General features: G+C 71.6%; 19 protein-coding genes. 10 read left to right on the top strand and 9 right to left on the bottom strand.

The genetic code is table 11. The annotated features are described in order from the left end of the window. Window positions 1-237 precede the first annotated feature (237 nt). The 3 genes from ABZY11_RS02950 to ABZY11_RS02940 are packed head-to-tail and all read right to left on the bottom strand — an operon-like array spanning window position 238 to window position 2,911. A complete protein-coding gene (locus tag ABZY11_RS02950; RefSeq protein ID WP_356477410.1) occupies window positions 238-735 on the bottom strand; it encodes a hypothetical protein in 498 nt (165 codons plus the stop codon). Next, entirely contained in the window at window positions 732-2,219 is a 1,488-nt protein-coding gene (locus ABZY11_RS02945) for a HAMP domain-containing sensor histidine kinase (protein WP_356477409.1), read from the bottom strand. Before ABZY11_RS02945 ends, ABZY11_RS02950 begins: the two co-directional genes overlap by 4 nt. Next, entirely contained in the window at window positions 2,216-2,911 is a 696-nt protein-coding gene (locus tag ABZY11_RS02940) for a response regulator transcription factor (RefSeq protein ID WP_356477408.1), read from the bottom strand. Before ABZY11_RS02940 ends, ABZY11_RS02945 begins: the two co-directional genes overlap by 4 nt. A 135-nt stretch (window positions 2,912-3,046) precedes the next feature. Between ABZY11_RS02940 and ABZY11_RS02935 the strand changes: the two genes are divergently transcribed. The 4 genes from ABZY11_RS02935 to ABZY11_RS02920 are packed head-to-tail and all read left to right on the top strand — an operon-like array spanning window position 3,047 to window position 6,694. Next, the gene (locus tag ABZY11_RS02935; RefSeq protein ID WP_356477407.1) at window positions 3,047-3,712 is read left to right on the top strand and encodes a hypothetical protein; all 666 of its coding nucleotides are present in this window, start codon (window positions 3,047-3,049) and stop codon (window positions 3,710-3,712) included. After that, entirely contained in the window at window positions 3,709-4,788 is a 1,080-nt protein-coding gene (locus ABZY11_RS02930) for a peptidoglycan-binding domain-containing protein (protein ID WP_356477406.1), read from the top strand. Before ABZY11_RS02935 ends, ABZY11_RS02930 begins: the two co-directional genes overlap by 4 nt. Further along, on the top strand, window positions 4,785-5,504 hold the full coding sequence (locus ABZY11_RS02925) for an ABC transporter ATP-binding protein (RefSeq protein WP_356477405.1): 720 nt from the start codon (window positions 4,785-4,787) through the stop codon (window positions 5,502-5,504). The genes ABZY11_RS02930 and ABZY11_RS02925 overlap by 4 nt, the downstream gene beginning before the upstream one ends. Next, the gene (locus ABZY11_RS02920) at window positions 5,501-6,694 is read left to right on the top strand and encodes an ABC transporter permease (RefSeq protein WP_356477404.1); all 1,194 of its coding nucleotides are present in this window, start codon (window positions 5,501-5,503) and stop codon (window positions 6,692-6,694) included. The genes ABZY11_RS02925 and ABZY11_RS02920 overlap by 4 nt, the downstream gene beginning before the upstream one ends. A gap of 82 nt (window positions 6,695-6,776) precedes the next feature. Here the strand turns inward: ABZY11_RS02920 and aspS are convergent, their stop codons facing one another. Then, a complete protein-coding gene (gene aspS, locus ABZY11_RS02915) occupies window positions 6,777-8,594 on the bottom strand; it encodes an aspartate--tRNA ligase (RefSeq protein ID WP_356477403.1) in 1,818 nt (605 codons plus the stop codon). A 196-nt stretch (window positions 8,595-8,790) separates the two neighbouring features. Between aspS and ABZY11_RS02910 the strand changes: the two genes are divergently transcribed. Beyond that, the gene (locus ABZY11_RS02910) at window positions 8,791-10,881 is read left to right on the top strand and encodes a SpoIIE family protein phosphatase (RefSeq protein WP_356477402.1); all 2,091 of its coding nucleotides are present in this window, start codon (window positions 8,791-8,793) and stop codon (window positions 10,879-10,881) included. Window positions 10,882-10,890: 9 nt separating this feature from the next. On the opposite strand, the gene ABZY11_RS02905 is transcribed toward ABZY11_RS02910, so the two are convergent. From ABZY11_RS02905 to ABZY11_RS02895, 3 genes are all read right to left on the bottom strand, one after another. Further along, window positions 10,891-11,973, bottom strand: coding sequence for an AI-2E family transporter (locus ABZY11_RS02905; RefSeq protein ID WP_356477401.1), 1,083 nt, complete (start codon window positions 11,971-11,973; stop codon window positions 10,891-10,893). Between the two features lie 84 nt (window positions 11,974-12,057). Continuing rightward, a complete protein-coding gene (locus ABZY11_RS02900; RefSeq protein WP_356477400.1) occupies window positions 12,058-13,014 on the bottom strand; it encodes a pirin family protein in 957 nt (318 codons plus the stop codon). A gap of 161 nt (window positions 13,015-13,175) precedes the next feature. Continuing rightward, window positions 13,176-13,616 (bottom strand): SseB family protein, encoded by a 441-nt coding sequence (locus ABZY11_RS02895; RefSeq protein WP_072487501.1) that lies wholly within the window; start codon window positions 13,614-13,616, stop codon window positions 13,176-13,178. A 171-nt stretch (window positions 13,617-13,787) separates the two neighbouring features. On the opposite strand from ABZY11_RS02895, the gene ABZY11_RS02890 reads away from it, so the two are divergent. From ABZY11_RS02890 to ABZY11_RS02870, 5 genes are all read left to right on the top strand, one after another. After that, the gene (locus tag ABZY11_RS02890; protein ID WP_356477399.1) at window positions 13,788-15,614 is read left to right on the top strand and encodes an acyl-CoA dehydrogenase; all 1,827 of its coding nucleotides are present in this window, start codon (window positions 13,788-13,790) and stop codon (window positions 15,612-15,614) included. 109 nt (window positions 15,615-15,723) lie between these two features. Continuing rightward, complete coding sequence (locus ABZY11_RS02885; RefSeq protein WP_356477398.1) at window positions 15,724-16,353, top strand: Uma2 family endonuclease; 630 nt, start codon at window positions 15,724-15,726, stop codon at window positions 16,351-16,353. A gap of 71 nt (window positions 16,354-16,424) precedes the next feature. Continuing rightward, window positions 16,425-17,102: a hypothetical protein gene (locus ABZY11_RS02880; RefSeq protein ID WP_356477397.1), complete on the top strand. Its 678-nt coding sequence runs from the start codon at window positions 16,425-16,427 to the stop codon at window positions 17,100-17,102. Between the two features lie 61 nt (window positions 17,103-17,163). After that, window positions 17,164-18,462, top strand: coding sequence for a M18 family aminopeptidase (locus tag ABZY11_RS02875; protein WP_356477396.1), 1,299 nt, complete (start codon window positions 17,164-17,166; stop codon window positions 18,460-18,462). 234 nt (window positions 18,463-18,696) lie between these two features. Then, complete coding sequence (locus ABZY11_RS02870) at window positions 18,697-21,642, top strand: BTAD domain-containing putative transcriptional regulator (protein WP_356477395.1); 2,946 nt, start codon at window positions 18,697-18,699, stop codon at window positions 21,640-21,642. 31 nt (window positions 21,643-21,673) lie between these two features. On the opposite strand, the gene ABZY11_RS02865 is transcribed toward ABZY11_RS02870, so the two are convergent. Together ABZY11_RS02865 and ABZY11_RS02860 are read right to left on the bottom strand one after the other, a co-directional pair. Beyond that, the gene (locus ABZY11_RS02865) at window positions 21,674-23,524 is read right to left on the bottom strand and encodes an NHL domain-containing thioredoxin family protein (RefSeq protein WP_356477394.1); all 1,851 of its coding nucleotides are present in this window, start codon (window positions 23,522-23,524) and stop codon (window positions 21,674-21,676) included. A gap of 226 nt (window positions 23,525-23,750) precedes the next feature. Continuing rightward, complete coding sequence (locus ABZY11_RS02860; protein WP_356477393.1) at window positions 23,751-24,092, bottom strand: hypothetical protein; 342 nt, start codon at window positions 24,090-24,092, stop codon at window positions 23,751-23,753. Window positions 24,093-24,104: the final 12 nt, after the last annotated feature.

Below are 24,104 nucleotides of genomic sequence, written 5' to 3'. Positions count from 1 at the left end.
TCCCCGTCACGCCTCTTACCGACGCCCCCAGTTAACGTCGCGTCGGGCGAGCGCGAATCCGCACGGGGGCCATACGGCTGTACCGCCCCCACGACACGCGCGCAGATGAGGCCCGAAACCCTTTGGTGCGTGTAGGTTCCGGCCCCTTCGCTCCGAGGGGGAACGGAGGTCCGAGTACGGGGCAGGGATCCGTGCCGGCCGCACGGGCGGTGAGGCCGCGGCCCACCCGCCGAGGGCTCACCCGTTGAGGAACTCCGCGCACCGGTAGGGGCCCAGCGCGTCGCCCTCGGACGGGCGCAGGGTGACCTCGACGTCGTCGGTCCTCACCTTCGGTTCGAGCACGGACCGGGCGCGCGCCATCGTGCACACCAGCTGGCCCGTGCCCTGGTCGCGTCCCGACTCCGGATAGCGGCCGTCCAGGCGCACCGTGACACGGTTGCCCGTGGCGGTCGCCGAGTAGCCGCTGAGCCGGGGAACGAGCGAGGTGAGCCCGCCCCGCTCCTCGGCGGGCGGCGGCTTCTGGGCGAGCAGCTTCAGCACCGAGGTGAGATCGTCGATCTCCGTGTCGATCAGGGGCACCGCACGCAGCCCGCCGGCCGAGGCGTAGTACAGCCGCATCCCGCGCGTCGGCCCGGACGCGGGCTCGCCCGCGCCTATCACTCCGGTCGGCTGGACGCCGCAGCCCATCAGGGCGAGGCCCAGTGCGGCGACCGCGATCCCCTGTCGGACCTTCATTCCGTGCCCTCTCCCCTACGTCGCAGGGGCAGCCGCAGTGTGAACACCGCGCCGCGCCCCGGTCCACCGGCCACGTCAGTCACATCGATCGTGCCGCCGTGCAGGCGGGCGTTCTCCAGTGCGATCGCCATGCCCAGGCCGCTGCCCTGTCCGCTGTCGTCGGCCGCGCCGCGCGTGCGGGCCGCGTCCGCCTTGTAGAAGCGGTCGAAGACCCGCTCCCGCGCCTCCGGCGGCAGCCCCGGTCCATGGTCGGCGACGGACAGAACCACCCAGTCGCCGTCCGCCGCTTCGGCCGTCCCGAGGGTCACGGTGACCGGCGGGGCCCCGTGCCGCAGCGCGTTGCCCACCAGGTTCGCGACGATCACGTCGATCCGGCGCCGGTCGACCACCGCCCGTACGCCCTCGTCGAGCTCCGTCCGCACCCGGTCCGTCCAGCCGCGCAGCGCCAGCGACGCCCGTACGGTGTCGGCGAGATCCACCTCGGCCGCGTTCAGCCGTACCGCCTTCGCGTCGAAGCGGGAGATCTCCATCAGGTCCTCGACCAGCCGGGACAGCCGTGCCGTCTCCGCGCCGACGGTACGGGCCGCCCGCGCCGCGTCCGGCGGCAGCTGGTCGGCGTCCTCCTCCAGGACCGTCGCCACCATCGTCATCGCCGCGAGGGGCGTGCGCAGTTCGTGCGACACGTCCGCCACGAAGCGGCGCGCCTTCGCCTCCTGCTCGCGCAGTTCCGTGTCGGAGGCCTGGAGCGCATCGGCGGTCTCGTTGAACGTCCGTGCCAGGTCGGCGAGTTCGTCGCGCCCGGAGACGGCGACCCGGCTGCCGAGGTCTCCGGTCGCGAGCTCGCGGGTGGCCCGGCCCAGCTTCCGTACCGGACGCAGGACCGTCCCCGCGGCCAGCAGCGCCAGGACGGCGGCCAGCAGCACCACCGGCACCATGCCCGTCCGTACGGAGTCCAGCAGGGCGGCGGTGTCGTCGCGCTCGGCCCGCAGATCGGTGATCGCGAAGACCTCCAGGCCGGAGGTGCGGTGGTCCCCGTCGGCGAACGTGACGGGCGTGCCGACGACCAGATAGGGCTCGCCCCGCCACCGCACCCGCTGGAACCGGGCTTCGGAACCGGTCATGACGGCGGTGCGCAGCTCGGTGGTGATCCGGGCCTCCGTGTCGGCCATGGAGTCGGAGACGGCGGACAGGTCCTGGTAGCGGGCGACCACGATGTCCCCGCCGATGCCGTCCGAAACCCGGGCCGCGAACCGGGACAGCGACTGCTGGTCGGGCGGTACGTCGAAGTCGGCGGCGACCGCGGTGACCCGCTCCCGGAGGTCGTTCACGGCGGCGTTCTGGGTGCGCTGGAGGACGGCGGTGCGGGCGTCCCGGTAGGCGAGGGCGGTCGCGGTCACCGCGCTGATGAGGGCGACGACGACGAAGGTGACGACGAGCCGGGTGCGCAGCCCGCCGACGAGGTGCCGGGCGCGCGTACGGCTCACAGCGGCCCGAAGCGGTAGCCGAAGCCCCGCACCGTCTGGACGTAGCGGGGCTTGGCCGGCACGTCCTCCAGCTTGGCCCGCAGCCGGCCGACCGCCGCGTCCACCAGCCGGGAGTCGCCCAGGAAGGTGTGGTCCCAGACGGATTCCAGGAGCTGTTCGCGGCTGAAGACCCGGCAGGGGGAGGCCGAGAGCTCCAGCAGCAGCCGCAGTTCGGTGGGCGGCAGCGGGACCGGGGTGCCGTGCTTGGTGACGGTCAGTCCGGCGCGGTCGATCACCAGCCCGGCGAGGTCGGCGCCGGCCCCCCGCACCTGCCCGGACGGTTCCGCGCGCCGCAGCGCGGCCCGGATGCGGGCCTCCAGGACGGGGGCGGTGACCGGCTTGACGACGTAGTCGTCGGCGCCCGCCTCCAGGCCCGTCACGATGTCCTGGTCGTCGCCGCGCGCGGTCAGCATGATGACCGGCAGGGTCGCCGAGCGGGCTCGGATGCGGCGGCACACCTCGAAGCCGTCCATGCCGGGCAGCATCAGGTCCAGCACGGCCAGTTCGACCCGGGCGCCGCTTTCCCCGGCCAGCAGGGCGAGGGCCTGCTCGCCTGTGGCGGCGGTGTCCACGCCGTACCCGTGCCGGCGCAGCACCAGCTCCATCCCGTCCCGTACGGACGCGTCGTCCTCGATCAGCAACACATGCGGCATGGGGCCGATTATGGGCACGTCCGGACCGTTCCCGTCCGCTGTGCACGGGGTCGGATGTGCAGGCCGGGGGCATTGTTACGTTCCCATCATGTGGCCATGGACGGGCCATCATCCGCGGCGGCGAGCGTGCGGCACATGACCTTCCCGAAGACGGAACACCGCACGAACCACCGCGCCACCGCCCGGCTGCGCCTGGCCGCCCTCGTGGCCCTGCCCGTACTCGCCCTCTCCGTCGGCTGCGGCGGCGGGGACGACGGCGCGGGCGGAGCCAAGAAGGACGACGCGATCGCCGACGTACCGGACGCGCCGAGCGCGAGCACCGCGAAGGACGGGGACAGGCCGAGCGCCCCGCCCGCGGGCAGGAGCGCCTTCTACGACGCCCAGATGAAGTACGTCCAGTGCATGCGCGTCAAGGGCGGCTACAAGGACTACCCCGACCCCAAGCTCAGCGGCTACCTCGACTGGGCGAAGATCGAGAAGATCGCCTCCAGGCCCGGCCAGAACGAGGCGTACAAGGGCGGGAAGGACGGTGTCTGCGTCCCCGAGTTGCAGGCCGTCATGGACGTCGAGCCCGAGCGCGACCAGCAGAAGGCCTACGAGTCGATGCTCGCGCACGCCAAGTGCATGCGGGACAACGGCGTCTCCCGGTTCACCAACCCGACCATGAGCGGCGGCAACGCCCAGCCGGGCGGCGACCCGAACCCGGCGTCCCCGTCCATCGACCTCGACTCGCCGACGTACAAGAAGGCCCGCGAGGCGTGCAAGTCGAAGCTGCTCGACGGTCTGGACGGCATGCAGTGAAGCGCCGTGCCACCTTCCTCGCGCTCGGCGCGGTGACCCTCGCCGCCGCCGTCACCGGGGGCGTCCTGTTCCTCGGCGACGGCGGCGACGCGGGCGCCTCCGACCGGACCGGCGACCTGCCGCCCGCCACCGCGACCGTCGTACGCACCGACCTCGTGCGGTCGAAGACGGTCGACGGCCGGCTCGACTTCGCGCAGCGCCGCGCCGTCAAGTCCGCTGTCGAGGGGACCGTCACGGTCGCCGCCCCCGAAGGGAAGACGCTGGCCATGGGGCAGGCGCTGTACGAGCTGAACGACAAGCCCGTCACCCTCCTCTACGGACCGGTCCCGATGTTCCGCGAGATGAAGACCGGCGACCGGGGCAGCGACGTACTCCAGCTGGAACGCAATCTGCGTGACCTGGGGTACGGGTCGCGGCTGTACGTCGACGTCCGGTACGACGAGGACACCGAGGCCGCCGTCAAGCAGTGGCAGAAGTCCCTGAACCGCGACCCCACCGGCAGGGTCGGCAGGGGCGACGTCGTCTTCCAGCCCGGCCCGGTCAAGGTGGTCTCAGCCGACGCGGCGCTCGCCGACCAGGTCGGCCCGGACGGGCCGGTCCTGACCGTCGCCTCCACCAAGCCCGTCGTACGGGCGCAGCTCGACCAGACCGACGGCGCGCTCACCTCACGGGGCACCAAGGTCGAGGTCACTCTGCCGAGCGGGAAGACCGCGGCCGGCCACGTCGCCGGGACGGTGCGCCCGGAGGCTTCCGAGGCCGGGGGCGACGCGGGCGCCGAGGAGGGCATCACCGTCGAGGTCGTCCTGGACGGCGGGGTGGGCGCCGCGTCCGGCGAGGACACCAGGGCACCGGCGAGCGTGAAGTTCGTCAGCGAGGCGCACAAGGGGGTCCTCGCGGTCCCCGTCGAGGCGGTCGTCGCGCTGCGCGGCGAGGACGGCGGCTACGGCCTCCAGGTCGTCGAGGGCGCCACGTCGAGGATGGTGCGGGTGGAGACGGGCATGGCCGCCGACGGGCAGATCGAGGTCTCCGGACCGGATGTGCGCGAGGGCCTGAAGGTCGGAGTAGCGAAGTCATGACCCCGGCCCCGGTGATCGAACTGCGGGACGCCGGTAAGTCGTACCCCGGCGGCGTCCACGCCCTGCGCGGAGTGAGCCTCACCGTCGAGGAGGGCGAACTCGTCGCCGTCGTCGGCCCGTCCGGCTCCGGCAAGTCCACGATGCTCAACATCATGGGCACCCTCGACAAGCCCACCACGGGCACCGTCCGGATCGCCGGGTACGACGTGTCCGGGCTCTCCGACTCCCGGCTCTCCGCACTGCGCGCCCGCCACATCGGCTTCGTCTTCCAGCACTTCCACCTGGCTGCGGGGCGTGACGCGGTGGACAACGTCGCCGACGGGCTGCTGTACGCGGGCGTCCCGCCGAAGGAGCGGCGTGCCCGTGCGCGGGAGACGCTCGCCAAGGTGCGGCTGGACCATCGCCGCTCGCACACGCCGAACGAGCTGTCCGGCGGCGAGAAGCAGCGCGTGGCCATCGCCCGCGCCCTGGCGGGGGACCCCCGGCTGCTGCTCGCCGATGAGCCGACCGGTGCGCTGGACACCGCGTCCGGCGAGATCGTCATGGAGCTGCTGCACGAGCTGAACGCGTCCGGCACCACCGTCTGCGTGATCACCCACGACAACGAGATCGCGGACTCACTGCCGCGCCGGATCCGCTTCCGGGACGGCGAGATCGTCTCGGACACGCGCTCCGGCGCACCCTTCGACCCGCGTACGGAAGAGGCCGGTTCATGAAGGACGACCTCAGGCCCGCCCGCCTCTCCCCCCGCGACGTCCTGCGCGTCGGCGCGGTCGGCCTCCGGGCACGTCGCGCGCGGGTAATGCTCTCGGCGCTCGGCATCGCCATCGGTATCGCGACCATGGTCGCGGTCGTCGGGCTGTCCGAGTCGAGCCGCGCGGACCTGATGGCCCGGCTCGACCGGCTCGGCACCAACCTCCTCTCCGCCGAGGCGGGCCAGGACGCCATGGTGCAGGAGATCAAGCTGCCCAGGAACGCGGTCGCGATGGTCGAGCGCATCGGTCCGGTGCGGCACGCCACGGCCACCGCCGACATCGACGCCCGCATCCGCCGCAGCGACGTGGTCCCCGAGGAGCGCACCGCGGGCGTAACCGCCCAGGCGGTCCGAACCGACCTGCTCCCCACGCTCGGTGGCGAGGTCGACAAGGGCACCTGGCTGACCCCGGCCGGAGAACGCCTGCCGACGACGGTGCTCGGAGCGGTGGCCGCGGAGCGCCTCGGCATCACCCGCACCGGCGAGACGATCATGATGAACGACACCCGTGTGGCCGTCGTCGGCATCCTCGCACCACTCGAACTGGTCCCCAACCTGGACCGGGTGGCCATGGTCGGATTCCCCGCCGCCGAGCGTTACTTCGGCTTCGACGGCCACCCCACCACCGTCTTCGAGCGCTCCACGGACGCCTCGGTGGCGGACGTACGGGCGGTCCTGGCCCGCACCATCAGCCCCGGCAGCGAGGCGGGCATCAGGGTCTCCCGGCCCTCGGACGCGCTGGCCGCCAAGGCCGCCACGGACGAGGGGCTGACGAATCTGATGCTCGGCCTGGGCGCGGTGGCCCTCCTGGTCGGCGGGGTGGGCGTCGCCAACACCATGGTCATCTCCGTGCTGGAGCGCCGCCAGGAGATCGGCCTGCGCCGCTCGCTGGGCGCGACCCGGGGCGCGATCCGGCTCCAGTTCCTGACCGAGTCGCTGCTGCTGTCGGCGCTGGGCGGGGCGACGGGCGCGCTGCTGGGCGCGGCGGCGACGTACGGCTTCGCGCGGGTCCAGGGGTGGACGGTGGTGGTCCCGCCCTGGTCCCTGGCGGGCGGACTGGCCGCCACCCTGCTGATCGGCGTGGTCGCGGGCCTCTATCCGGCGATCCGTGCCTCCCGTCTCCACCCGACGGTGGCTCTGAACGCGACGTGATACGGCGCCGGACGTGAAACATCCCCCGGCCGGGGTCGGCCGGGGGATGTTTCACGTGGAACCGAAGCGGAACCGGTGACGCTTACTTCGCGCCGGTGTCCCTCGCCACGGAATCCCTGGCGTCCGCCTTTTCCTTGACCGTCGCCGTCGGCTTGCGGAGCTGGATGTTCAGCTCGCGCAGACGGGTCTCGTCCAGCTCCGTCGGGGCGCCCATCATCAGGTCCTGGGCGTTGCCGTTGAGCGGGAAGGCGATCGTCTCGCGGATGTTGGGCTCGTCGGCCAGCAGCATCACGATGCGGTCGACGCCCGGGGCGATGCCGCCGTGCGGCGGGGCGCCGAGACGGAAGGCGCGGAGCATGCCCGCGAACTCGTGCTCGACGGTCTCGCGGTCGTAACCGGCGATCTCGAAGGCCTTGAGCATCAGCTCGGGCTCGTGGTTACGGATGGCGCCGGAGGACAGCTCGATGCCGTTGCAGACGATGTCGTACTGCCAGGCGAGGATGTCCAGCGGGTCCTTCTCCTCCAGGTCCTTCAGGCCGCCCTGGGGCATCGAGAAGGGGTTGTGCGAGAAGTCGATCCGGCCGGTGTCCTCGTCCTTCTCGTACATCGGGAAGTCGACGACCCAGCAGAACCGGAAGACGCCCTCCTCGAAGTGGCCGGCGCGCTTGGCGGCCTCGACGCGGACGGCGGACATGATCTTGGAGACCTCGTCGAACTCGCCCGCGCCGAAGAAGACCGCGTGGCCGGGGACGAGGGAGAGACGCTCGGTGAGGGTCTTGACGTCGGTCTCGGTGAGGAACTTGGCGATCGGTCCCGCCAGGGCGCCGTCCTCGCCGACCCGGACCCAGGCCAGGCCCTTGGCGCCGTGCTGGACGGCGTAGTCTCCGAGGCCGTCGAAGAACTTCCGGGACTGACCGGCGGTGTCCGGGACCGGGAGGGCACGGACGTGCTTGCCGGCGAACGCCTTGAACTCGGAGTCGGCGAAGACGTCGGAGATGTCGACCAGTTCCAGCTTGGCGCGCAGGTCGGGCTTGTCGTTGCCGTACTTCAGCATCGCCTCGCGGAACGGGATGCGCGGGAACGGCGAGGTGACGTGGCGGCCGTTGCCGAACTCCTCGAAGAGCTCGGTCATCAGCTTCTCGATCGGCCGGAAGACGTCCTCCTGCTCGACGAACGACATCTCGACGTCGAGCTGGTAGAACTCGCCGGGCGACCGGTCCGCGCGGGCGTCCTCGTCGCGGAAGCACGGCGCGATCTGGAAGTAGCGGTCGAAACCGGAGATCATCAGCAGCTGCTTGAACTGCTGCGGGGCCTGCGGCAGGGCGTAGAACTTGCCCGGGTTCAGACGCGACGGGACGACGAAGTCACGGGCGCCCTCGGGGGAGGTCGCGGTGAGGATCGGGGTCGCCATCTCGTTGAAGCCGAGGGCCACCATCTTGGCGCGGATGGAGGCGATGACCGCCGAGCGCAGCATGATGTTGCGGTGCATGCGCTCGCGGCGCAGGTCGAGGAAGCGGTACTCCAGGCGCCGCTCCTCGTTGACCCCGTCCTCGGCGTTGATCGTGAAGGGCAGCGGGGCGGCCTCGCCCAGCACCTCGACCTCGGTGACCTCGATCTCGATCTCGCCGGTCGGGAGCTCCGGGTTGACGTTGTCGGCGCCGCGCGCGGAGACCTTGCCGTCGATCCGTACGACGGTCTCCTTGGTGAGCTTCGCCAGCGCCTCGTTGCCGGGGGTGCCGGGGCGGGCGACGAGCTGCACCAGACCGTAGTGGTCGCGCAGATCGATGAAGAGGATGCCACCCAGGTCTCGGCGATTGTGCAGCCAGCCGCTCAGTCGGACGTCGGTGCCGACGTCAGAGGCGCGGAGCTCGCCGCAGGTGTGGGACCTGTACCGATGCATCGTCGTTCATCCAGTCTTCGCGGTTCGGGGTGGATTCAGCCACCCCAGGCTACCGCCCGCACCCGCGCCGATTCATTGACATTGACATTTCAAGATCATCCGAAGGCCGGTGGGCGCACCTACGGACCCCGCCCGGACCTCCCCGGGCGACCACCCTCGGTGGCGTTCGCGGAGCAGATCTTCTTAAAGTGGGGCAATGCGCACCGAGGACGTCCTGGCCGCGACCGCGACCGGTCTGTGGCACTGGGACAACGGAGCCGGGACCGTCACGCTCGATGCGGAGGCCGCCCGGCTGCTGGAGCTGCCCGCCGCGGCCGGTGTCTTCCGCGAGTCCGCGGTGCGTTCCCGCTTCCACCCCGTCGACTGGAACGAGATCTACGGGGTGGTGAATCTCGCGCTCGCCGAGGGCACCCTCGCCGAGGCCCGGCTGCGGATCATGGACGGCAGCGGCCGGGTGCTGCGCACGGTGCGCAGCCGCTCCAAGCCGCTCCCGTCCGGGAAGCCGGCCGGGGCGGGCTACATACTGGTCGGCACCCTTCAGGAGGTCGCCGAGCCACAGCCCGGCACCACCGGGGCGCACACCCCCATCACCGGGGACTGGCGCCGCTCCCGCGAGGCGTTCCTGCTGGACGCGGGCCGGGCGCTGGCCGAGGCCAGGTCGACCGAGGAGGTGCTTCGGGTCGCGGCCTCGCTCTCCATGCCGGGGTTCTCGCCGGACGGCCTGGCGGTCTTCGGCGTCGCGGGCGAGCGGCTGACGATCATCGGGCACCACGGGCACAGCGTGGGCGACGAGGACCCGTTCACCGACATGCCGCTGGAGACCGACTACCCGGCCGCCGAGGTCGTACGGACCGGGCGGGCGATCTATCTGCCGTCGCCCGAGGACTACGGCCGCCGCTACCCGGCCGCCTGGCCGCTCGCCAGCCGTTTCGGGCGCCGCTCCTGGGCCTTCCTGCCGCTGATCGTCGCGGGGCGCACCATGGGCGCCTGGATGGCGGGGTTCAAGCATCCGGTGTCGTTCTCGCCGGACGAGCGGTCCGTGCTGACGACGGTGGCGCGGATGCTCGCGCAGGCGCTGACCCGTGCCGGGGTCGCCGAGACCGAACGGGCGCTGTCGCTGGGGCTGCAGCGCTCGATGATGCCGACGCTCGGCCCCGACATCCCGGGGATGACCGTCGCCGCCCGCTACATCCCGACCGGCGGCGGGCTCCAGGTCGGCGGCGACTGGTACGACATGATCCCGCTCCCCAACGGCCGTGTCGCCCTCGTCATCGGTGACGTCCAGGGCCATGACGTGCGTGCCGCGGGGCTGATGGGGCAGTTGCGGATCGCCCTGCGCGCGTACGCCGCCGAGGGACACCGCCCGGACGCGGTGCTCTCGCGGGCCTCGCGCTTCCTCTCCGGGCTCACGGACGCGTACGAGGGCGGGGAGGCGACCGGGCCGCGCTTCGCCACCTGCCTGTACGCGGAGGTCGACCCGGAGACCGGCACGCTCGACATCGCACGGGCCGGCCATCCCGACCCCGTGGTGACCACCGCCGACGGGACCGCGATGATCCGTCAGACCGAGGGCGGGCTGCCGCTCGGCATCGAGGAGGACGCCGACTATCCGACGAGCCGGCTCACCCTGGAGCCCGGCGAAACGATCATGCTCTGCACGGACGGGCTGATCGAGACCGGCGGCCATGACATGTTCTCCGGCTGGGACCGGCTGCGGCCGGTCCTGGAGGGGCACACGACCGACCTGGAGAAGCTCGCCGACGCCCTCGTGCAGGCGGTGCACGGGCCGACGTCGCACTACACGACGGGCCCGCTGGCCGACCGCCGGGAGGACGACATCGCGCTGCTGCTGCTCCGGCGCGACGGGGAACCGCGGAAACAGCCGGCGCCGCGGCGCACCGCGCTGACCATCGCGCAGGCCGAGCCGGAGCGGATCGCGGCGGCCCGGCAGCAGCTGCGGGACCTGCTGCACGACTGGGCGGATCCGGAGCAGGTGGACGCGGCGGTCCTGATGATCTCCGAGATGGCCACCAATGTCCTCGTCCACACGGACGGGGACGCGCTGATGCTCGCGCAGGCGACGGGGGAGCACGGCGAGCGCCGGCTGCGCGTGGAGGTGTCCGACGGCAGCGACGAACTGCCGCACAAGCGGCGCCCCGGGGAGATGGCCTCCAGCGGCCGGGGGCTGGTGCTGATGGAGATGCTGGCCGATGCGTGGGGGGTGGATCCGCAGGGGGCGGGGAAGTCGATCTGGTTCGAGCTGTACGAGTCGGGCGCGGAGGGCTGAGCCGGGCGCTCAGGACCCGGCCGCACCCGCCGGATCGCCCCCGGACGGCGGCCCCGAGCGGTCTCCGCGCAGTTCGCCGAGGATGCCGAAGGCCGCCGCGCAGACCGGGACCGCGAGCAGCATGCCCAGCAGACCGGCCACACTGGCGCCCGCGGTGATCGCGATCATGATCATGGCGGGGTGCATCTGCACCGTACGGCTCTGGATCATCGGCTGCAGGACGTGGCCCTCCAGCACCTGCACGGCGAGCACCACCCCCAGCGCCCAGAGCGCGATCACGAGCCCCCGGTCGGCGAGTGCGACCAGCACCGCGACGGCGCCCGAGATGAAGGCCCCGAGGTAGGGGATGTAGGCACCGACGAAGACCAGCGCACCGAGCCCCACCGCACCGGGAACGCGCAGGATCAGCAGGCCGATGGTGATGCAGAGGGCGTCGATCAGCGCGATGAACGTGGTGCCGCGCATGAAGCCCTCGACGGCCTCGAAGGCCCGCCGCCCCATCGCCTCGACCAGGTCCCCGGTACCGCGCGGGGCGACCGTGTGGGCGAGGCTCACGGCCTTGTCGGAGTCACGCAGGAAGAAGAAGGTCAGCAGCAGGGCGAGGACGCTGGTCGCGATCAGCGAGCCGATCAGGCTGATCCCGGAGAGCAGCCCGCCCGCGGCGCTCGCCCCGAACTTCTCGACGAGCTTCCGGGCATTGGCGACGAGGTCGTCCACATTGGTGTTCTTGCCGATCCCGAAGTGGTCGACGACCCACTGGGTGGTGTCCTTCAGTGATCGGACGATCTGGTCACCGGTGTCGACGAGTGCGGTGACGACGATGTACCCGGCGCCGCTGACCACCGCGACGAGCAGTACGCAGGTGAGCCCCGCGGCGAGCGAGCGCTTCAGTCCGCGGGCGATCAGCCAGCGGTGCACCGGCCCGAGCAGCGCCGTGCCGAGCAGCGCGAGCAGCACGGGCGTGACCGCGGTCTTGAAGACGACGCACAGCCAGATGGCGACGGCGGCGACCCCGGTGACGAGGAGGACAACACCGCACCACGCTGCTGTGCGCCGCGCGGCATCGGGCAGGAGGGGCTTCTGATTCTGCACCCTCCCACCCAATCATGGCGCGGATGCGATGTCCCGCTTGTGCGGCCTTGTGAATGACGGACTGTCACACTCCGGCTGCGGGTGTCACATTCCGTGAACCGCGGGCACGGTGCCGAGGCGGCCGGCCTGGAAGTCCTCGAAGGCCTGCTTCAGTTCGGCCTGGCTGTTCATCACGAACGGCCCGTAGTGCGCCATCGGCTCACGGATCGGACGGCCGCCGAGCAGCACGACCTCCAGGTCCGGGGTGTTGCCGTCCTGCTTCTCGTCCGCGCGGACGGTCAGCGAGGAACCGGCACCGAAGACCGCGGTCTGCCCCATGTGGACGGGACGGCGCTCCGCACCGACGGTGCCGCGGCCGGCCAGCACGTACGCGAGTCCGTTGAAGTCCTCGCGCCACGGCAGGGTCACCTCGGCGCCGGGGCGCACGGTGGCGTGGATCATCGTGATCGGGGTGTGCGTGATGCCGGGGCCCTCGTGCCCGTCGAGCTCACCGGCGATGACGCGGAGCAGCGCGCCGCCGTCCGGGGAGGCGAGGAGCTGGACCTGGCCGCCGCGGATGTCCTGGTAGCGGGGGGCCATCATCTTGTCGGCCTTGGGCAGGTTCACCCAGAGCTGGAGGCCGTGGAAGAGGCCGCCCGACATCACCAGGGACTCCGGCGGGGCCTCGATGTGCAGCAGTCCCGAACCGGCGGTCATCCACTGGGTGTCGCCGTTCCGGATGGTGCCGCCGCCGCCGTTGGAGTCCTGGTGGACGAAGGTTCCGTCGATCAGGTACGTAACGGTCTCGAAGCCGCGGTGCGGGTGCCAGGGGGTGCCCTTCGGCTCGCCGGCCGCGTACTCCACCTCGCCCATCTGGTCCATCATGATGAACGGGTCGAGGTACTTGTAGTTGATCCCGGCGAACGCGCGGCGAACCGGGAAGCCCTCGCCCTCGAATCCGCTCGGCGCCGTGGTGACGGCGAGCACGGGACGGGCCGCCGCGTCGCCCGAGGCGGCGACCTTGGGCAGGGTCAGCGGGTTTTCGACAGTCACTGCGGGCATGGGAGCCACCTCCGAGATCGTTCTGCCATCAATTTAGTTGAATGGTGAACATCCCGCAAGGGGGCATCCATTCCCCCACCCGTCCGGAGCAACGGAACCGGGGCAACAGCAAGGGGCCCGCACCGAGCGAGCGGTGCGGGCCCCTTGCAGGGAATCGGATCTCAGCCGTACATGCGGCGCATCGCGAAGTCGACCATCTGCTCCACGGCCTTCGCGTCGAAGACCATCCGGTGCTCGCCCTCCATGTCGAGGACGAAGCCGTAGCCGGTCGGCAGCAGGTCGATCACCTCGGCCCCGGTGATCACGAAGTACTTGGACTCCTTGCCCGCGTACAGCCGCAGCTCCTTGAGCGTGGTGAACATCGGGATCACCGGCTGCTGGGTGTTGTGCAGCGCCAGGAATCCGGGGTTGTCGCCGCGCGGGCAGTAGACCTTCGACGTCGCGAAGATCTGCTGGAAGTCCTCGGCGGACAGCGAGCCGGTGGTGAAGGCCCGTACCGCGTCACCCAGGGACGGCGGCGAGGGTTCGGGATACAGCGGCTGCTCGCCGTAGCCGCCACCCATCTGCTGCTGTGCACCCGGGTTCTGGTCGTAGCCGTACATACCGCAAAGAGTAATCGGACACATCGGGGCCTTGAGGGGTTGCGTCTTATTACTGACGGGTAGCATCATCGTAGAGGTCAGCTGATATACGCACCGCCAGCTCGTCGCCCGCCCGGCCCACGCCCCTTCCCGGGGCGCCGCGCGCCACTGCTATTGATTACGGAGCCTTCCATGGGGCACTACAAGTCGAATCTCCGCGACATCGAGTTCAACCTCTTCGAGGTCCTCGGGCGCGACAAGACGTACGGCACCGGCCCGTTCGCCGAGATGGACGTCGAGACGGCGAAGAGCATCCTCGACGAGGTCAACCGCCTCGCGGAGAACGAGCTGGCCGACTCCTTCACCGACGCCGACCGCAACCCCCCGGTCTTCGACCCTGAGACCAACACCGCGCCGGTCCCGGAGAGCTTCAAGAAGTCGTACCAGGCGTTCATGGACTCCGAGTACTGGCGTCTGGGCCTGCCCGAGGAGATCGGCGGCACCACCTCGCCGCGCTCCCTGATCTGGGGCTACGCGGAGCTGCTGCTCGGCGCGAACCCGGCCATCTGGATGTACTGCTCGGGCCCGGCGTTCGCCGGCATCCTCTTCGAGGAGGGCAACGAGGCGCAGAAGAAGATCGCCGAGATCGCCGTCGAGAAGCAGTGGGGCTCGACGATGGTGCTGACCGAGCCGGACGCCGGCTCCGACGTCGGCGCCGGCCGCACGAAGGCCGTCGAGCAGGAGGACGGCTCCTGGCACATCGAGGGTGTGAAGCGCTTCATCACCTCGGGCGAGCACGACATGTCCGAGAACATCATCCACTACGTGCTGGCCCGCCCCGAGGGCGCCGGCCCCGGCACGAAGGGCCTCTCGCTCTTCATGGTCCCGAAGTTCCACTTCGACTGGACCACCGGCGAGTTGGGCGAGCGCAACGGCGTGTACGCGACGAACGTCGAGCACAAGATGGGCCTCAAGGCGTCCAACACCTGCGAGATGACCTTCGGCGACCAGCACCCCGCCAAGGGCTGGCTGATCGGCGACAAGCACGACGGCATCCGCCAGATGTTCCGCATCATCGAGTTCGCCCGCATGATGGTCGGCACGAAGGCCATCGCGACCCTGTCGACCGGCTACCTGAACGCGCTGGAGTACGCCAAGGAGCGCGTCCAGGGCACGGACCTGTCGCAGTTCATGGACAAGACCGCCCCCAAGGTCACCATCACGCACCACCCCGACGTGCGCCGCTCCCTCATGACGCAGAAGGCGTACGCGGAGGGCATGCGCTCCCTGGTGCTGTACACCGCCACCGTCCAGGACGCGATCCAGGAGAAGGAGGCCGCGGGCGAGGACGCGAAGGCGCTGCACGGCCTCAACGACCTGCTGCTCCCGATCGTGAAGGGCTACGGCTCCGAGAAGTCCTACGAGCAGCTGGCGCAGTCGCTCCAGACCTTCGGCGGCTCCGGGTACCTCCAGGAGTACCCGATCGAGCAGTACATCCGTGACGCCAAGATCGACACGCTGTACGAGGGCACGACGGCGATCCAGGGCCAGGACTTCTTCTTCCGGAAGATCGTCCGCGACCAGGGTGCCTCGCTGAACGCCCTCTCCGAGGAGATCAAGAAATTCCTCGCCGGCGCCCAGGGCAACGAGGAGCTGTCCGGTGCGCTGGACTCGCTCGCCAAGGCGGCCGTGGACCTGGAGGCGATCGTCGGCACGATGATCACCGACCTCACCGCGACCGGCGAGGACGTCAAGAACATCTACAAGGTGGGCCTCAACACCACCCGCCTGCTGATGGCCTCCGGCGATGTCGTCGTCGGCTACCTGCTCCTCAAGGGCGCGGCCGTCGCGGCCGAGAAGCTGCCGACCGCCGCCGCGAAGGACGTCGCCTTCTACCAGGGCAAGATCGCCGCCGCGAAGTTCTTCGCCGCGAACATCCTGCCGGGCGTCTCGGCCGAGCGCGCGCTGGCCGAGTCCGTCGACAACTCGCTGATGGAGCTGGACGAGGCCGCGTTCTAGCCCCATCCGCTCAAGATCGCCAACACGCACCGTCACCCGGACACGCTTTCGGGTGGCGGTGCTGTCGTATCAGCTGGGTACGCTGAGTGCACGGCCAAGAATCCCGTCCATGGGAGGAACCATGACCGCCGAGGCACTGCCCGACTCGCCGCACCGCCAGCCGGACGGCTCCAGGTGGCCGGTCCCGCCGCCGGACGGCTACACCGTGGACGACCTGTTCACGCTTCACGACCTCCCGCCGCACACAGAGCTGATCGACGGGAGTCTGGTTTTCGTGAGTCCGCAGCGGAAGTTCCACACGCTGGCGATGTATTTGCTGGAGCAGGGGCTGCGCAGCCACGTTCCCGACGATCTGCGCGTCCGCCGCGAAATGGCCGTCGTACTCGGCAGGCGCAACGCCCCGGAACCCGATCTCGTCGTCGTGACGGCAGAAGCGGACGGAGATCAGCGCCAGACCCGCTACCAGGCCGCCGATGTCCTGCTCGCCGTGGAGGTCGTCTCACCCGACTCCGAGGACCGCGACCGCGACCGCGACACCAAGCCGCACAAGTACGCCGGGGCCGGCATCCAGAACTTCTGGCTCGTCGAGATGTCCGAGAACGGTCGGCCCGTGGTCTGGACGTACGCGCTGGACCCGGTCACCACGAAGTACGTCTCCACCGGTGTCCACCACGACCGGCTGAAGCTCTCCGTCCCGTACGACATCGACATCGACCTGACCGCCATCGACCGGCTGTAGACCTGCTCCCACCCGGCGGCCCGGACCTCTCTAGGATCGGACGTCCGACAGCGGAGGGGGCGGGTTCACTCATGGGTGGCAAGGGTTTCGTGGGTACGCGAGGGGGCCAGGGGCTCCTGGCTGCCGGGGCGGCGGCGGTGCTGCTCGCGGGGTGCGGGGGCGGGGGCGGTGACGCCAAGGCGGCGGCGCTCGACAAGGGGAAGGTCGCCTCGGTGCTGCCGGACGCGAAGGCCGTGCCGGGCTGGCGGATGTACATGAAGCCGGAGGCCCAGAAGCCCGTCCCCGAGTACCCGCCGTCGGTCTGCGTGGCCAGGACGAAGGAGCAGCGGGAGACGGCCTGCAACAAGGTCACGTCCTGGGGCGCCTCGGCCTTCGTACGCAAGGCGGACGCGACCACGCTGAACTTCTGGACCCTCGCCTACAAGGACGAGAAGGCCGCGGACGCCGCGTACGACGTCCTGATCAAGTGGTACGGCGGGGACCGGGTCGGTGTGAACGCCGAAAAGGTGGACCTCGGCAGTCCGGGCGCCGAGCGCGAGGCCAACCGCGCAGCGGTCGGCACCATGGGCGGACCGGCCACGATCGCGCAGGTCCGGGTCGGGACGACCGTCCTGGGCATCAGCACCGGCACCGAGGGCAAATCGACTGTTCCCGACAAGGAGGTCAAGGCGTTCGCCGCCATGTTCGCCGAGCGTGCGCAGCAGGCCCAGAACGGCGAGAAGCCCTCGGCGGCGCTCCCGGGGAGCTGAGCGGGTACCCCGGCGCGACGGCGGTGAAGCCGCCCGGTCCGGTCTCGTTACAGTGAGGAACATGAGTTCCTCCCTCCGCTTCGACCGCGGGCACACCGACGATCTGATGGCCTTCCTGATGGCCTCGCCCTCCCCGTACCACGCCGTGGCCACCGCGGCCGCACGGCTGGAGAAGGCCGGGTTCCGGCAGGTCGAGGAGACCGCGGCCTGGGACGGGACCACCGGGGGGAAGTACGTCCTGCGCGGCGGTGCGATCGTGGCCTGGTACGTGCCGGAGGGCGCCGCGGCGCACACCCCGTTCCGGATCGTCGGGGCGCACACCGACTCGCCGAATCTACGGGTCAAGCCGCTGCCCGACACCGGGGCGTACGGCTGGCGGCAGGTCGCCGTGGAGATCTACGGCGGGACGCTCCTCAACACCTGGCTCGACCGGGACCTCGGCCTCGCCGGCCGGATCTCGCTGCGCGACGGCACCCACCGGCTGGTGAACATCGACCGGCCGCTGCTGCGCGTACCGCAGCTGGCCGTGCATCTGGACCGGTCGGCCAACCCGGACGGCCTCAAGCTCGACCGGCAGAAGCACATGCAGCCGATCTGGGGGCTCGGGGACGTCGAGGAGGGCGACCTGATCCGGTTCGTCGCCGCGGAAGCGGGCGTGGCCGCCGAGGACGTGACCGGCTGGGACCTGATGCCGCACGCCGTCGAGCCGCCCGCCTACCTGGGCCGGGACCGCGAACTGCTGGCCGGGCCCAGGATGGACAACCTGCTCTCCGTGCACGCGGCGACCGCCGCACTCGGCGCCGTCGCCGGGCAGCCGGACGAGGAACTCCCGTACATCCCGGTCATGGCCGCCTTCGACCACGAGGAGAACGGCTCGCAGTCCGACACCGGCGCCGACGGGCCGCTGCTCGGCACGGTCCTGGAGCGTTCCGTCTTCGCACGCGGCGGGACGTACGAGGACCGCGCGCGGGCCTTCGCCGGGACCGTCTGTCTCTCCTCGGACACCGGCCACGCGGTCCACCCCAACTACGCCGAGCGCCACGACCCGACCCACCACCCGGTGGCCAACGGCGGACCGATCCTCAAGGTCAACGTCAATATGCGGTACGCGACCGACGGCAGCGGCCGGGCCGTGTTCGCGGAGGCGTGCCGGAAGGCGGACGTGCCGTGGCAGACGTTCGTCTCCAACAACTCGATGCCGTGCGGCACCACGATCGGCCCGATCACCGCTGCCCGGCACGGGATCCAGACCGTGGACATCGGCGTCGCGATCCTGTCGATGCACAGCGCCCGTGAGTTGTGCGGAGCGGACGACCCGTATCTGCTGGCCAACGCGCTGCGGGCGTTCCTGGCGGGCTGAGGACGTCTTCGGCCGGCCGAGGGCGTTTTTGCGGCGCCTGCCGCGAGGCCGTCGACGGGCCGGTGCACGAGGCGCACCGGCCCGTCGGTCGCCGCGAGCCCCGGCCGACGGCCTCGTCCGGATCGCACCCCGCCGAACGGGCATGACCCCTCGTCGGTACCCCGGCACCCCCGATACCCTGGGGCTTTCCCGTGCCCGGCCCCGGGCGCATCCCGCCCGGAAGGGAAGCCGCTCGTGGAGTTCCGGCTGCTCGGCACCGTCTCCGTCGACACGTTCACCGGGCCGCTGCCGCTCGGACCCGCCAAGCGCCGCAGCCTGCTCGCCGCGCTGCTGCTGTCCGCCAACACCCCCGTCTCCATCGCCAGGCTGACGGACTCCCTGTGGGACGACGCACCGCCGCTGCACGCCCGCAGCGTCATCCAGGGCCATGTGTCCCGGCTGCGCGCCCTGCTGGTCGGTGCGGACGCGGAGGCGTACGGGGTGGAGCTGGTCACGCTCGGTGACGCGTATGTGCTGCGGCTGCCGGAGACCCTGCTGGACTCGCAGCGGTTCGAGGAGCTGCTGACGCTGGCGCGGGGACAGCGCAGCCCCGCCGACGCGGTACTGATGCTCAAGGAGGCCCTGTCCCTGTGGCAGGGCCCGGCGCTCAGCGGCGCGTTCACCGGAAGGCCGCTCCAGGCGGCCGCGCACTCCCTGGAGGAGTCACGGCTGGCGACGGTCGAGCAACTGGCGCGCGCCTACGCGGCACTGGGGGAGCACAACCGGGCGGCGGCGGTGCTGCGGGCGGAGGCCGTGGCGCATCCGATGCGGGAGTCGCTGGCGGCGGCCCTGATGACGGCGCTGTACCGGGCGGGGCGTCAGTCGGAGGCGCTGGACTGGTTCCATCGCACGAGGCGGCTGCTCGCCGACGAGCTGGGGATCGACCCGGGACACGAACTCGCCGACGCGTACGCGCTGATCCTGCGCGGCGACCCCGGGCCGGACGCCGGACGGGAGGGCGGCCGGAACGCGCCCGACGGGCAGGGGACGGCGGCACGCCGTCCGGTCCGGGCGGGCGGCGGCAACGACAACGGCGGCCGCGGCGGCTCCGGGAACGGGACCGTGCCCACGGCCCGTCCGGGAGCGGACCGGGGGGCCGGACCGGACGGCGCCGCCGCCGCGGAACCGGCCGACCGCCCGGACGACCTCCCCGGCGGTAAGGGCAGCGCCCCCAGCCCCACGCCGCCCCGCCCCCTCCCCGTGCCGTCCCTCGCCGGCGAGCCGCACCCCACCGATCTGCTGCCCCGCGCACCCCGCGGCTTCCAGGGGCGGACCGCCGAACTGGCCGCGCTCACCCGGGCCGCGGCGGGCGAGGCGCCGGTCTGCCTGGTCACCGGACCGGCCGGGGTGGGCAAGACCGCGCTGGCCCTGCAGTGGGCGCACCGCAACCCGGCCGCCTTCCCGGACGGACGGCTCTTCGCCGATCTGCGCGGCTTCAGCGACACCGGCGAGCCCGCACTCATCGAGGTGCTGCGCGAGTTCCTGCTGGCACTCGGCGTCGCGCCCCGCCGCGTCCCGGAGTCCGTAACGGCCGCGGCCGCGCTCTTCCGGTCGCTGACCGACCGGCGCCGACTGCTCGTCGTCCTCGACAACGCCCGCCACTCCGCCACCGTCCGGCCGCTGCTGCCCGGCGGCACCGACTGCGTCACGCTGGTCACCAGCCGCCACCGGCTGGAGGGCCTGATCGCCTCGGACGCGGCCCGTCCCGTACCGCTCGACATACTCGAACCGCCGGACGGCACGGCCCTGCTGGCCGGTGTGCTCGGTGAGGACCGGGTGCTGGCCGAACCGGTCGCGGCCCGCCGGCTCGCCGAACTCTGCGGCGGGCTGCCGCTCGCGCTGCGGGTCACCGCGGCCCGGCTGGCCGGGCGCCCGACGTGGACGCTGGCCGGTCTCGCCGACGAACTGGCCGACGAGCGCAGCCGGCTGACGTTTCTCGACGTGGACGACACCGGAGTCTCGGCCGCGCTGCGGCTGACCGTGCAGCAGCTGCCGCAGGACGCCGTCCACCAGCTCGCCCGGCTCGGCCACCACCCGGGCAGCCACTTCGACCCGTACACGGCCGCCGCGCTGGCCGGCACCGATCCGGTCGTCGCCGCGGCGGCGCTGGAACGGCTCGCCGCCGCCCATCTCGTCACCGAGACGGCCCCCGGACGCTGGGTGCTGCACGATCTGGTGCGCCTCTACGCCCGCGGCATGGACCCCGCGGGCGGGTCCGCGGCGCTCACCGGCGTCCTCGACCACTACATCGCCACCGCGCTCGCCGCCGCCGACACGGCCGAGCCCGGCGGTGAGCCCTGCTTCGTCCTGCCGGCGGACTACCACCGCCCCGCCGCCGTACGGGACTTCGTCGACCGGGCGGCGGCGATGCACTGGCTGGCGGCCGAGCGCGACGATCTGGCGCTGGCCGCCATCGCGGCCCGGACCGCCGGGATCCATGACCGGGCGTGGCGGATCATCCTGCTCCAGTGGCCCCAGGTGGTGTGGCGGGTGCGGGACAACTGGTCCCCACTGCTCGAACTGGCGCTGGACTCCGCCCGAGCCGACGACGACGCGTACGCCGAGTCGAGGGTGCTCAACCTGCTGGGCTGGGTGCTGACCGAGGAGGGCAGGACCGCCGAGGCCGTCACCCTGCTGGAGCGCTCGCCCGTTCTGGCCCGGCAGGCCGGCGACCGGCTCGGCGAGGCGACCGCGCTGATCAACCTCGCCGTCGTCCAGACCGAGCAGGGGGAGCTCGACACGGCCCTGGAGGGCTGCGGACGGGCCGTCGAACTGGCCCGCGAGGAGCAGGACGCGCACACCGAGATGCTGGCGCTGCAACACCTCGCCCGGATGCAGCTCACCGCGAACCGGCCGCACGAAGCCCTCGAATCCGTCCGGACGGCACTGGACCTGGGGCCCGAGCACGAGGAGGTCGCCCGCAGGGTACTGCTGCTGACCACCAGCGGCGAGGCCCGCCTGGCGCTCGGCGAGGAGGACGACGGGATCCGGCTGCTGGACGGGGCGGCCGGGGAGGCGGAGCGCGCCGGTTTCGACGAGGGCGCGGTGCGGGCCCTCCAGGCGCTGCTGCGGGTGACGGCGGAGCCGGAGTACCGCAAGCGGTACGAGGAGGCGGTCCGAAGGCTCACCGACAACGGGTGAGCCTTCCCGGCCATGATCCGCCGGACAGGCCCTATGCCTGCTCGTCCATTCCCGCCAGCACCAGCGGCAGCCGGGCCGTTCCCTCCGCGCTCACGCGGACGGGGACGCCCCAGTCCTGTTGGTGGACATGGCAGGCCGGGTACTCGTTCGCCGGGTCGTCGTCGCAGGACGCCGCCATCGCCGACACATGCAGGACGCCTTCGGTGACGCCCTCGGAGAGGACCAGGTCACGGACGAGGTCGGTACCGGGACCCGCACCGTCGGCCAGCAGCTCCGGCGGGGTCGCCGAGACCAGCAGCCGGGTCGAGGGCCCGTACCGGGTGTCCAGCTTCTGCCCGGCGGGCGCCTGGAAGACCACGTCCAGCCGGAGCGTGCCGGGCGCGATCTCGGTGGCCGCGCGCTGCGTGCGGTGGGCCCGGTCGGCGACGCGTACGGCCTCCTCGGGCAGCCGCAGCCGGGTCAGCCGGTGCCTGGCGGACTCGACGACGACGAGATCGCCGTCGACCAGCACGGCGTCGCTGGGCTCGCGCAGGTCCGTGGCCAGGGTGGTGACCTCACCGCTCGCGGGGTCGTAGCGCCGCAGCGCGTGGTTGTACGTGTCGCAGACGGCCACGGACCCGTCGGGCAGCGCGGTCACCCCCAGCGGATGCTGGAACAGGGCCTGCCCGGCGGGGCCGTCGCGGTGTCCGAAGTCGAAGAGTCCGGTGCCGACGGCCGTACGGACGGCGAAGCCGGTTCCGTCGCGCTCGATGTACCGCAGGGCGGACGTCTCCGAGTCGGCCACCCAGAGCCGCTCCCCGTCGGCGGACGTGGCGAGCCCGGACGGCTGGGCGAACCAGGCCTCGTCGGCCGGCCCGTCGACCAGGCCCTCGTTGGTGGTACCCGCGGCGACCCGCACGGTCTGCGTCGCGGGGTCGTACGACCACAGCTGATGCACGCCCGCCATGGCGATCCACAGCCGGTCCGCGAACCAGGCGACGTCCCAGGGGGAGGAGAGGTCGACCCCGCGGGCCGGTCCGGAGGTCGGCGAGCCCTGCCACCACTGGCGGCCGGTACCGGCGAGCGTCGTCGTCACCCCGGTACCGAGGTCGAGGGCGCGGATGGCGTGGTTGACCGTGTCGGCGACCGCGATCCGGCCGTCGGGCAGCACGGCGAGCCCCTGCGGCTCGGAGAACCGGGCCTCGTCGGGCCCGCCGTCGGCGAACCCCCGCTCGCCCGCACCGATGTGACGGCGCACCGTCTCGCCGTCGGGTCCGAGTTCGACCAGGCGGTGGCGGGTGGTGTCGGAGACGAGGAAACCGCCGTCGGGCAGCAACAGCGCCTTGCCGGGAAAGCGCAGATGCGTGGCGACCGGCTCGGGCGCGACATAGGGGCCGTCGCCGCGGCGCAGCGTGCCCTTCGCCTCGTGCTCGGCCTCCAACTCCTCGACCAGCTTCGCGATGGCGTGCGCATGGCCCTCGCCGGCGTGCTGGGCGACGACATAGCCCTCGGGGTCGATGACGACGAGCGTGGGCCAGGCCCGTACGGCGTACTGCTTCCAGGTCGCCAGTTCCGGATCGTCGAGGACCGGGTGGTGGACCTCGTACCGCTCGACGGCGTCGACGACGGCCTGGTGCTCTGCCTCGTGGACGAACTTCGGTGAGTGCACCCCGATGATCACCAGGGTGTCGCGGTGCTTCTCCTCCAGCTCGCGCAGCTCATCGAGGACATGCAGACAGTTCACACAGCAGAAGGTCCAGAAATCTACAACGGCACACTTGCCTCGTAGATCCGCGAGCGTCAGCTCCTTCCCACCAGTGTTGAGCCAACCGCCCTTCCCGACCAGCTCGGGGGCACGGACGCGGGCTCGGCGCGGAGCGGGGGTGGGAGTCGCATCGTTCATGGTTCAAGAGTGCCACCACAGAGGAAACGCACGTTCATGGGTGACACCAGCAAGGCGGAAGCATCAGCGGCATCGCGGGCATCGTTTCTGAGGACACCCGCCCGTGCGCTGGAGGGGCCGACGGGTGGTCGGGAAGGCGTGCAGGAGCTGCACACGCTCTCAAGGCAGGCGAACGGCCCGTCACCAAGATTCTCAGCGACGGGCCGTGAAAGTCTCCAAGCCGGGGCTACAGGACTTCCGCCTCCGTCAGGCCGGCCCAGCGGATCCGGATACGCTGCTCCGGAATGAGCCGAGCCCCACGCTTGCCCTTGCTGACTTCCACGCGATCGATGGCGAGCGACAGACAATCGCGGCGGTCATCGACTGTGGAGTCACCCCACGCCTCACGGAGCTGGACAGCATCAAGCATCGGCCTTACGTCCATCGACGGCATCGGCAGCTTGCCGAGATCATCACGCAAGCCGTCGATGCGGCCACGCAGCCGCTCGGTCAGCCGGTTGTAGCGGTCAATCGCCGCAGGGCCGGTGAACTCGCCGCGCACGTAGCGTGCGTCTTCGAGGTCCGCCAACCGGGCCTCTTC

The organism is Streptomyces sp. NPDC006510 (genome assembly GCF_040611955.1).
Taxonomy (GTDB): Bacteria; Actinomycetota; Actinomycetes; order Streptomycetales; family Streptomycetaceae; genus Streptomyces.
Note: the sequence above shows the minus strand (reverse complement) of the source record. Positions and strands in the feature narration are given on the sequence as shown.

Coding starts and splice junctions, on each gene's coding strand:
- ABZY11_RS02950 (WP_356477410.1), bottom strand. CDS start 735: ATGAAGGTCCGACAGGGGATCGCGGTCGCCGCACTGGGCCTCGCCCTG.
- ABZY11_RS02935 (WP_356477407.1), top strand. CDS start 3,047: ATGACCTTCCCGAAGACGGAACACCGCACGAACCACCGCGCCACCGCC.
- ABZY11_RS02940 (WP_356477408.1), bottom strand. CDS start 2,911: ATGCCGCATGTGTTGCTGATCGAGGACGACGCGTCCGTACGGGACGGG.
- aspS (WP_356477403.1), bottom strand. CDS start 8,594: ATGCATCGGTACAGGTCCCACACCTGCGGCGAGCTCCGCGCCTCTGAC.
- ABZY11_RS02865 (WP_356477394.1), bottom strand. CDS start 23,524: ATGAACGATGCGACTCCCACCCCCGCTCCGCGCCGAGCCCGCGTCCGT.
- ABZY11_RS02900 (WP_356477400.1), bottom strand. CDS start 13,014: ATGCCCGCAGTGACTGTCGAAAACCCGCTGACCCTGCCCAAGGTCGCC.
- ABZY11_RS02925 (WP_356477405.1), top strand. CDS start 4,785: ATGACCCCGGCCCCGGTGATCGAACTGCGGGACGCCGGTAAGTCGTAC.
- ABZY11_RS02920 (WP_356477404.1), top strand. CDS start 5,501: ATGAAGGACGACCTCAGGCCCGCCCGCCTCTCCCCCCGCGACGTCCTG.
- ABZY11_RS02875 (WP_356477396.1), top strand. CDS start 17,164: ATGAGTTCCTCCCTCCGCTTCGACCGCGGGCACACCGACGATCTGATG.
- ABZY11_RS02910 (WP_356477402.1), top strand. CDS start 8,791: ATGCGCACCGAGGACGTCCTGGCCGCGACCGCGACCGGTCTGTGGCAC.
- ABZY11_RS02895 (WP_072487501.1), bottom strand. CDS start 13,616: ATGTACGGCTACGACCAGAACCCGGGTGCACAGCAGCAGATGGGTGGC.
- ABZY11_RS02890 (WP_356477399.1), top strand. CDS start 13,788: ATGGGGCACTACAAGTCGAATCTCCGCGACATCGAGTTCAACCTCTTC.
- ABZY11_RS02885 (WP_356477398.1), top strand. CDS start 15,724: ATGGGAGGAACCATGACCGCCGAGGCACTGCCCGACTCGCCGCACCGC.
- ABZY11_RS02880 (WP_356477397.1), top strand. CDS start 16,425: ATGGGTGGCAAGGGTTTCGTGGGTACGCGAGGGGGCCAGGGGCTCCTG.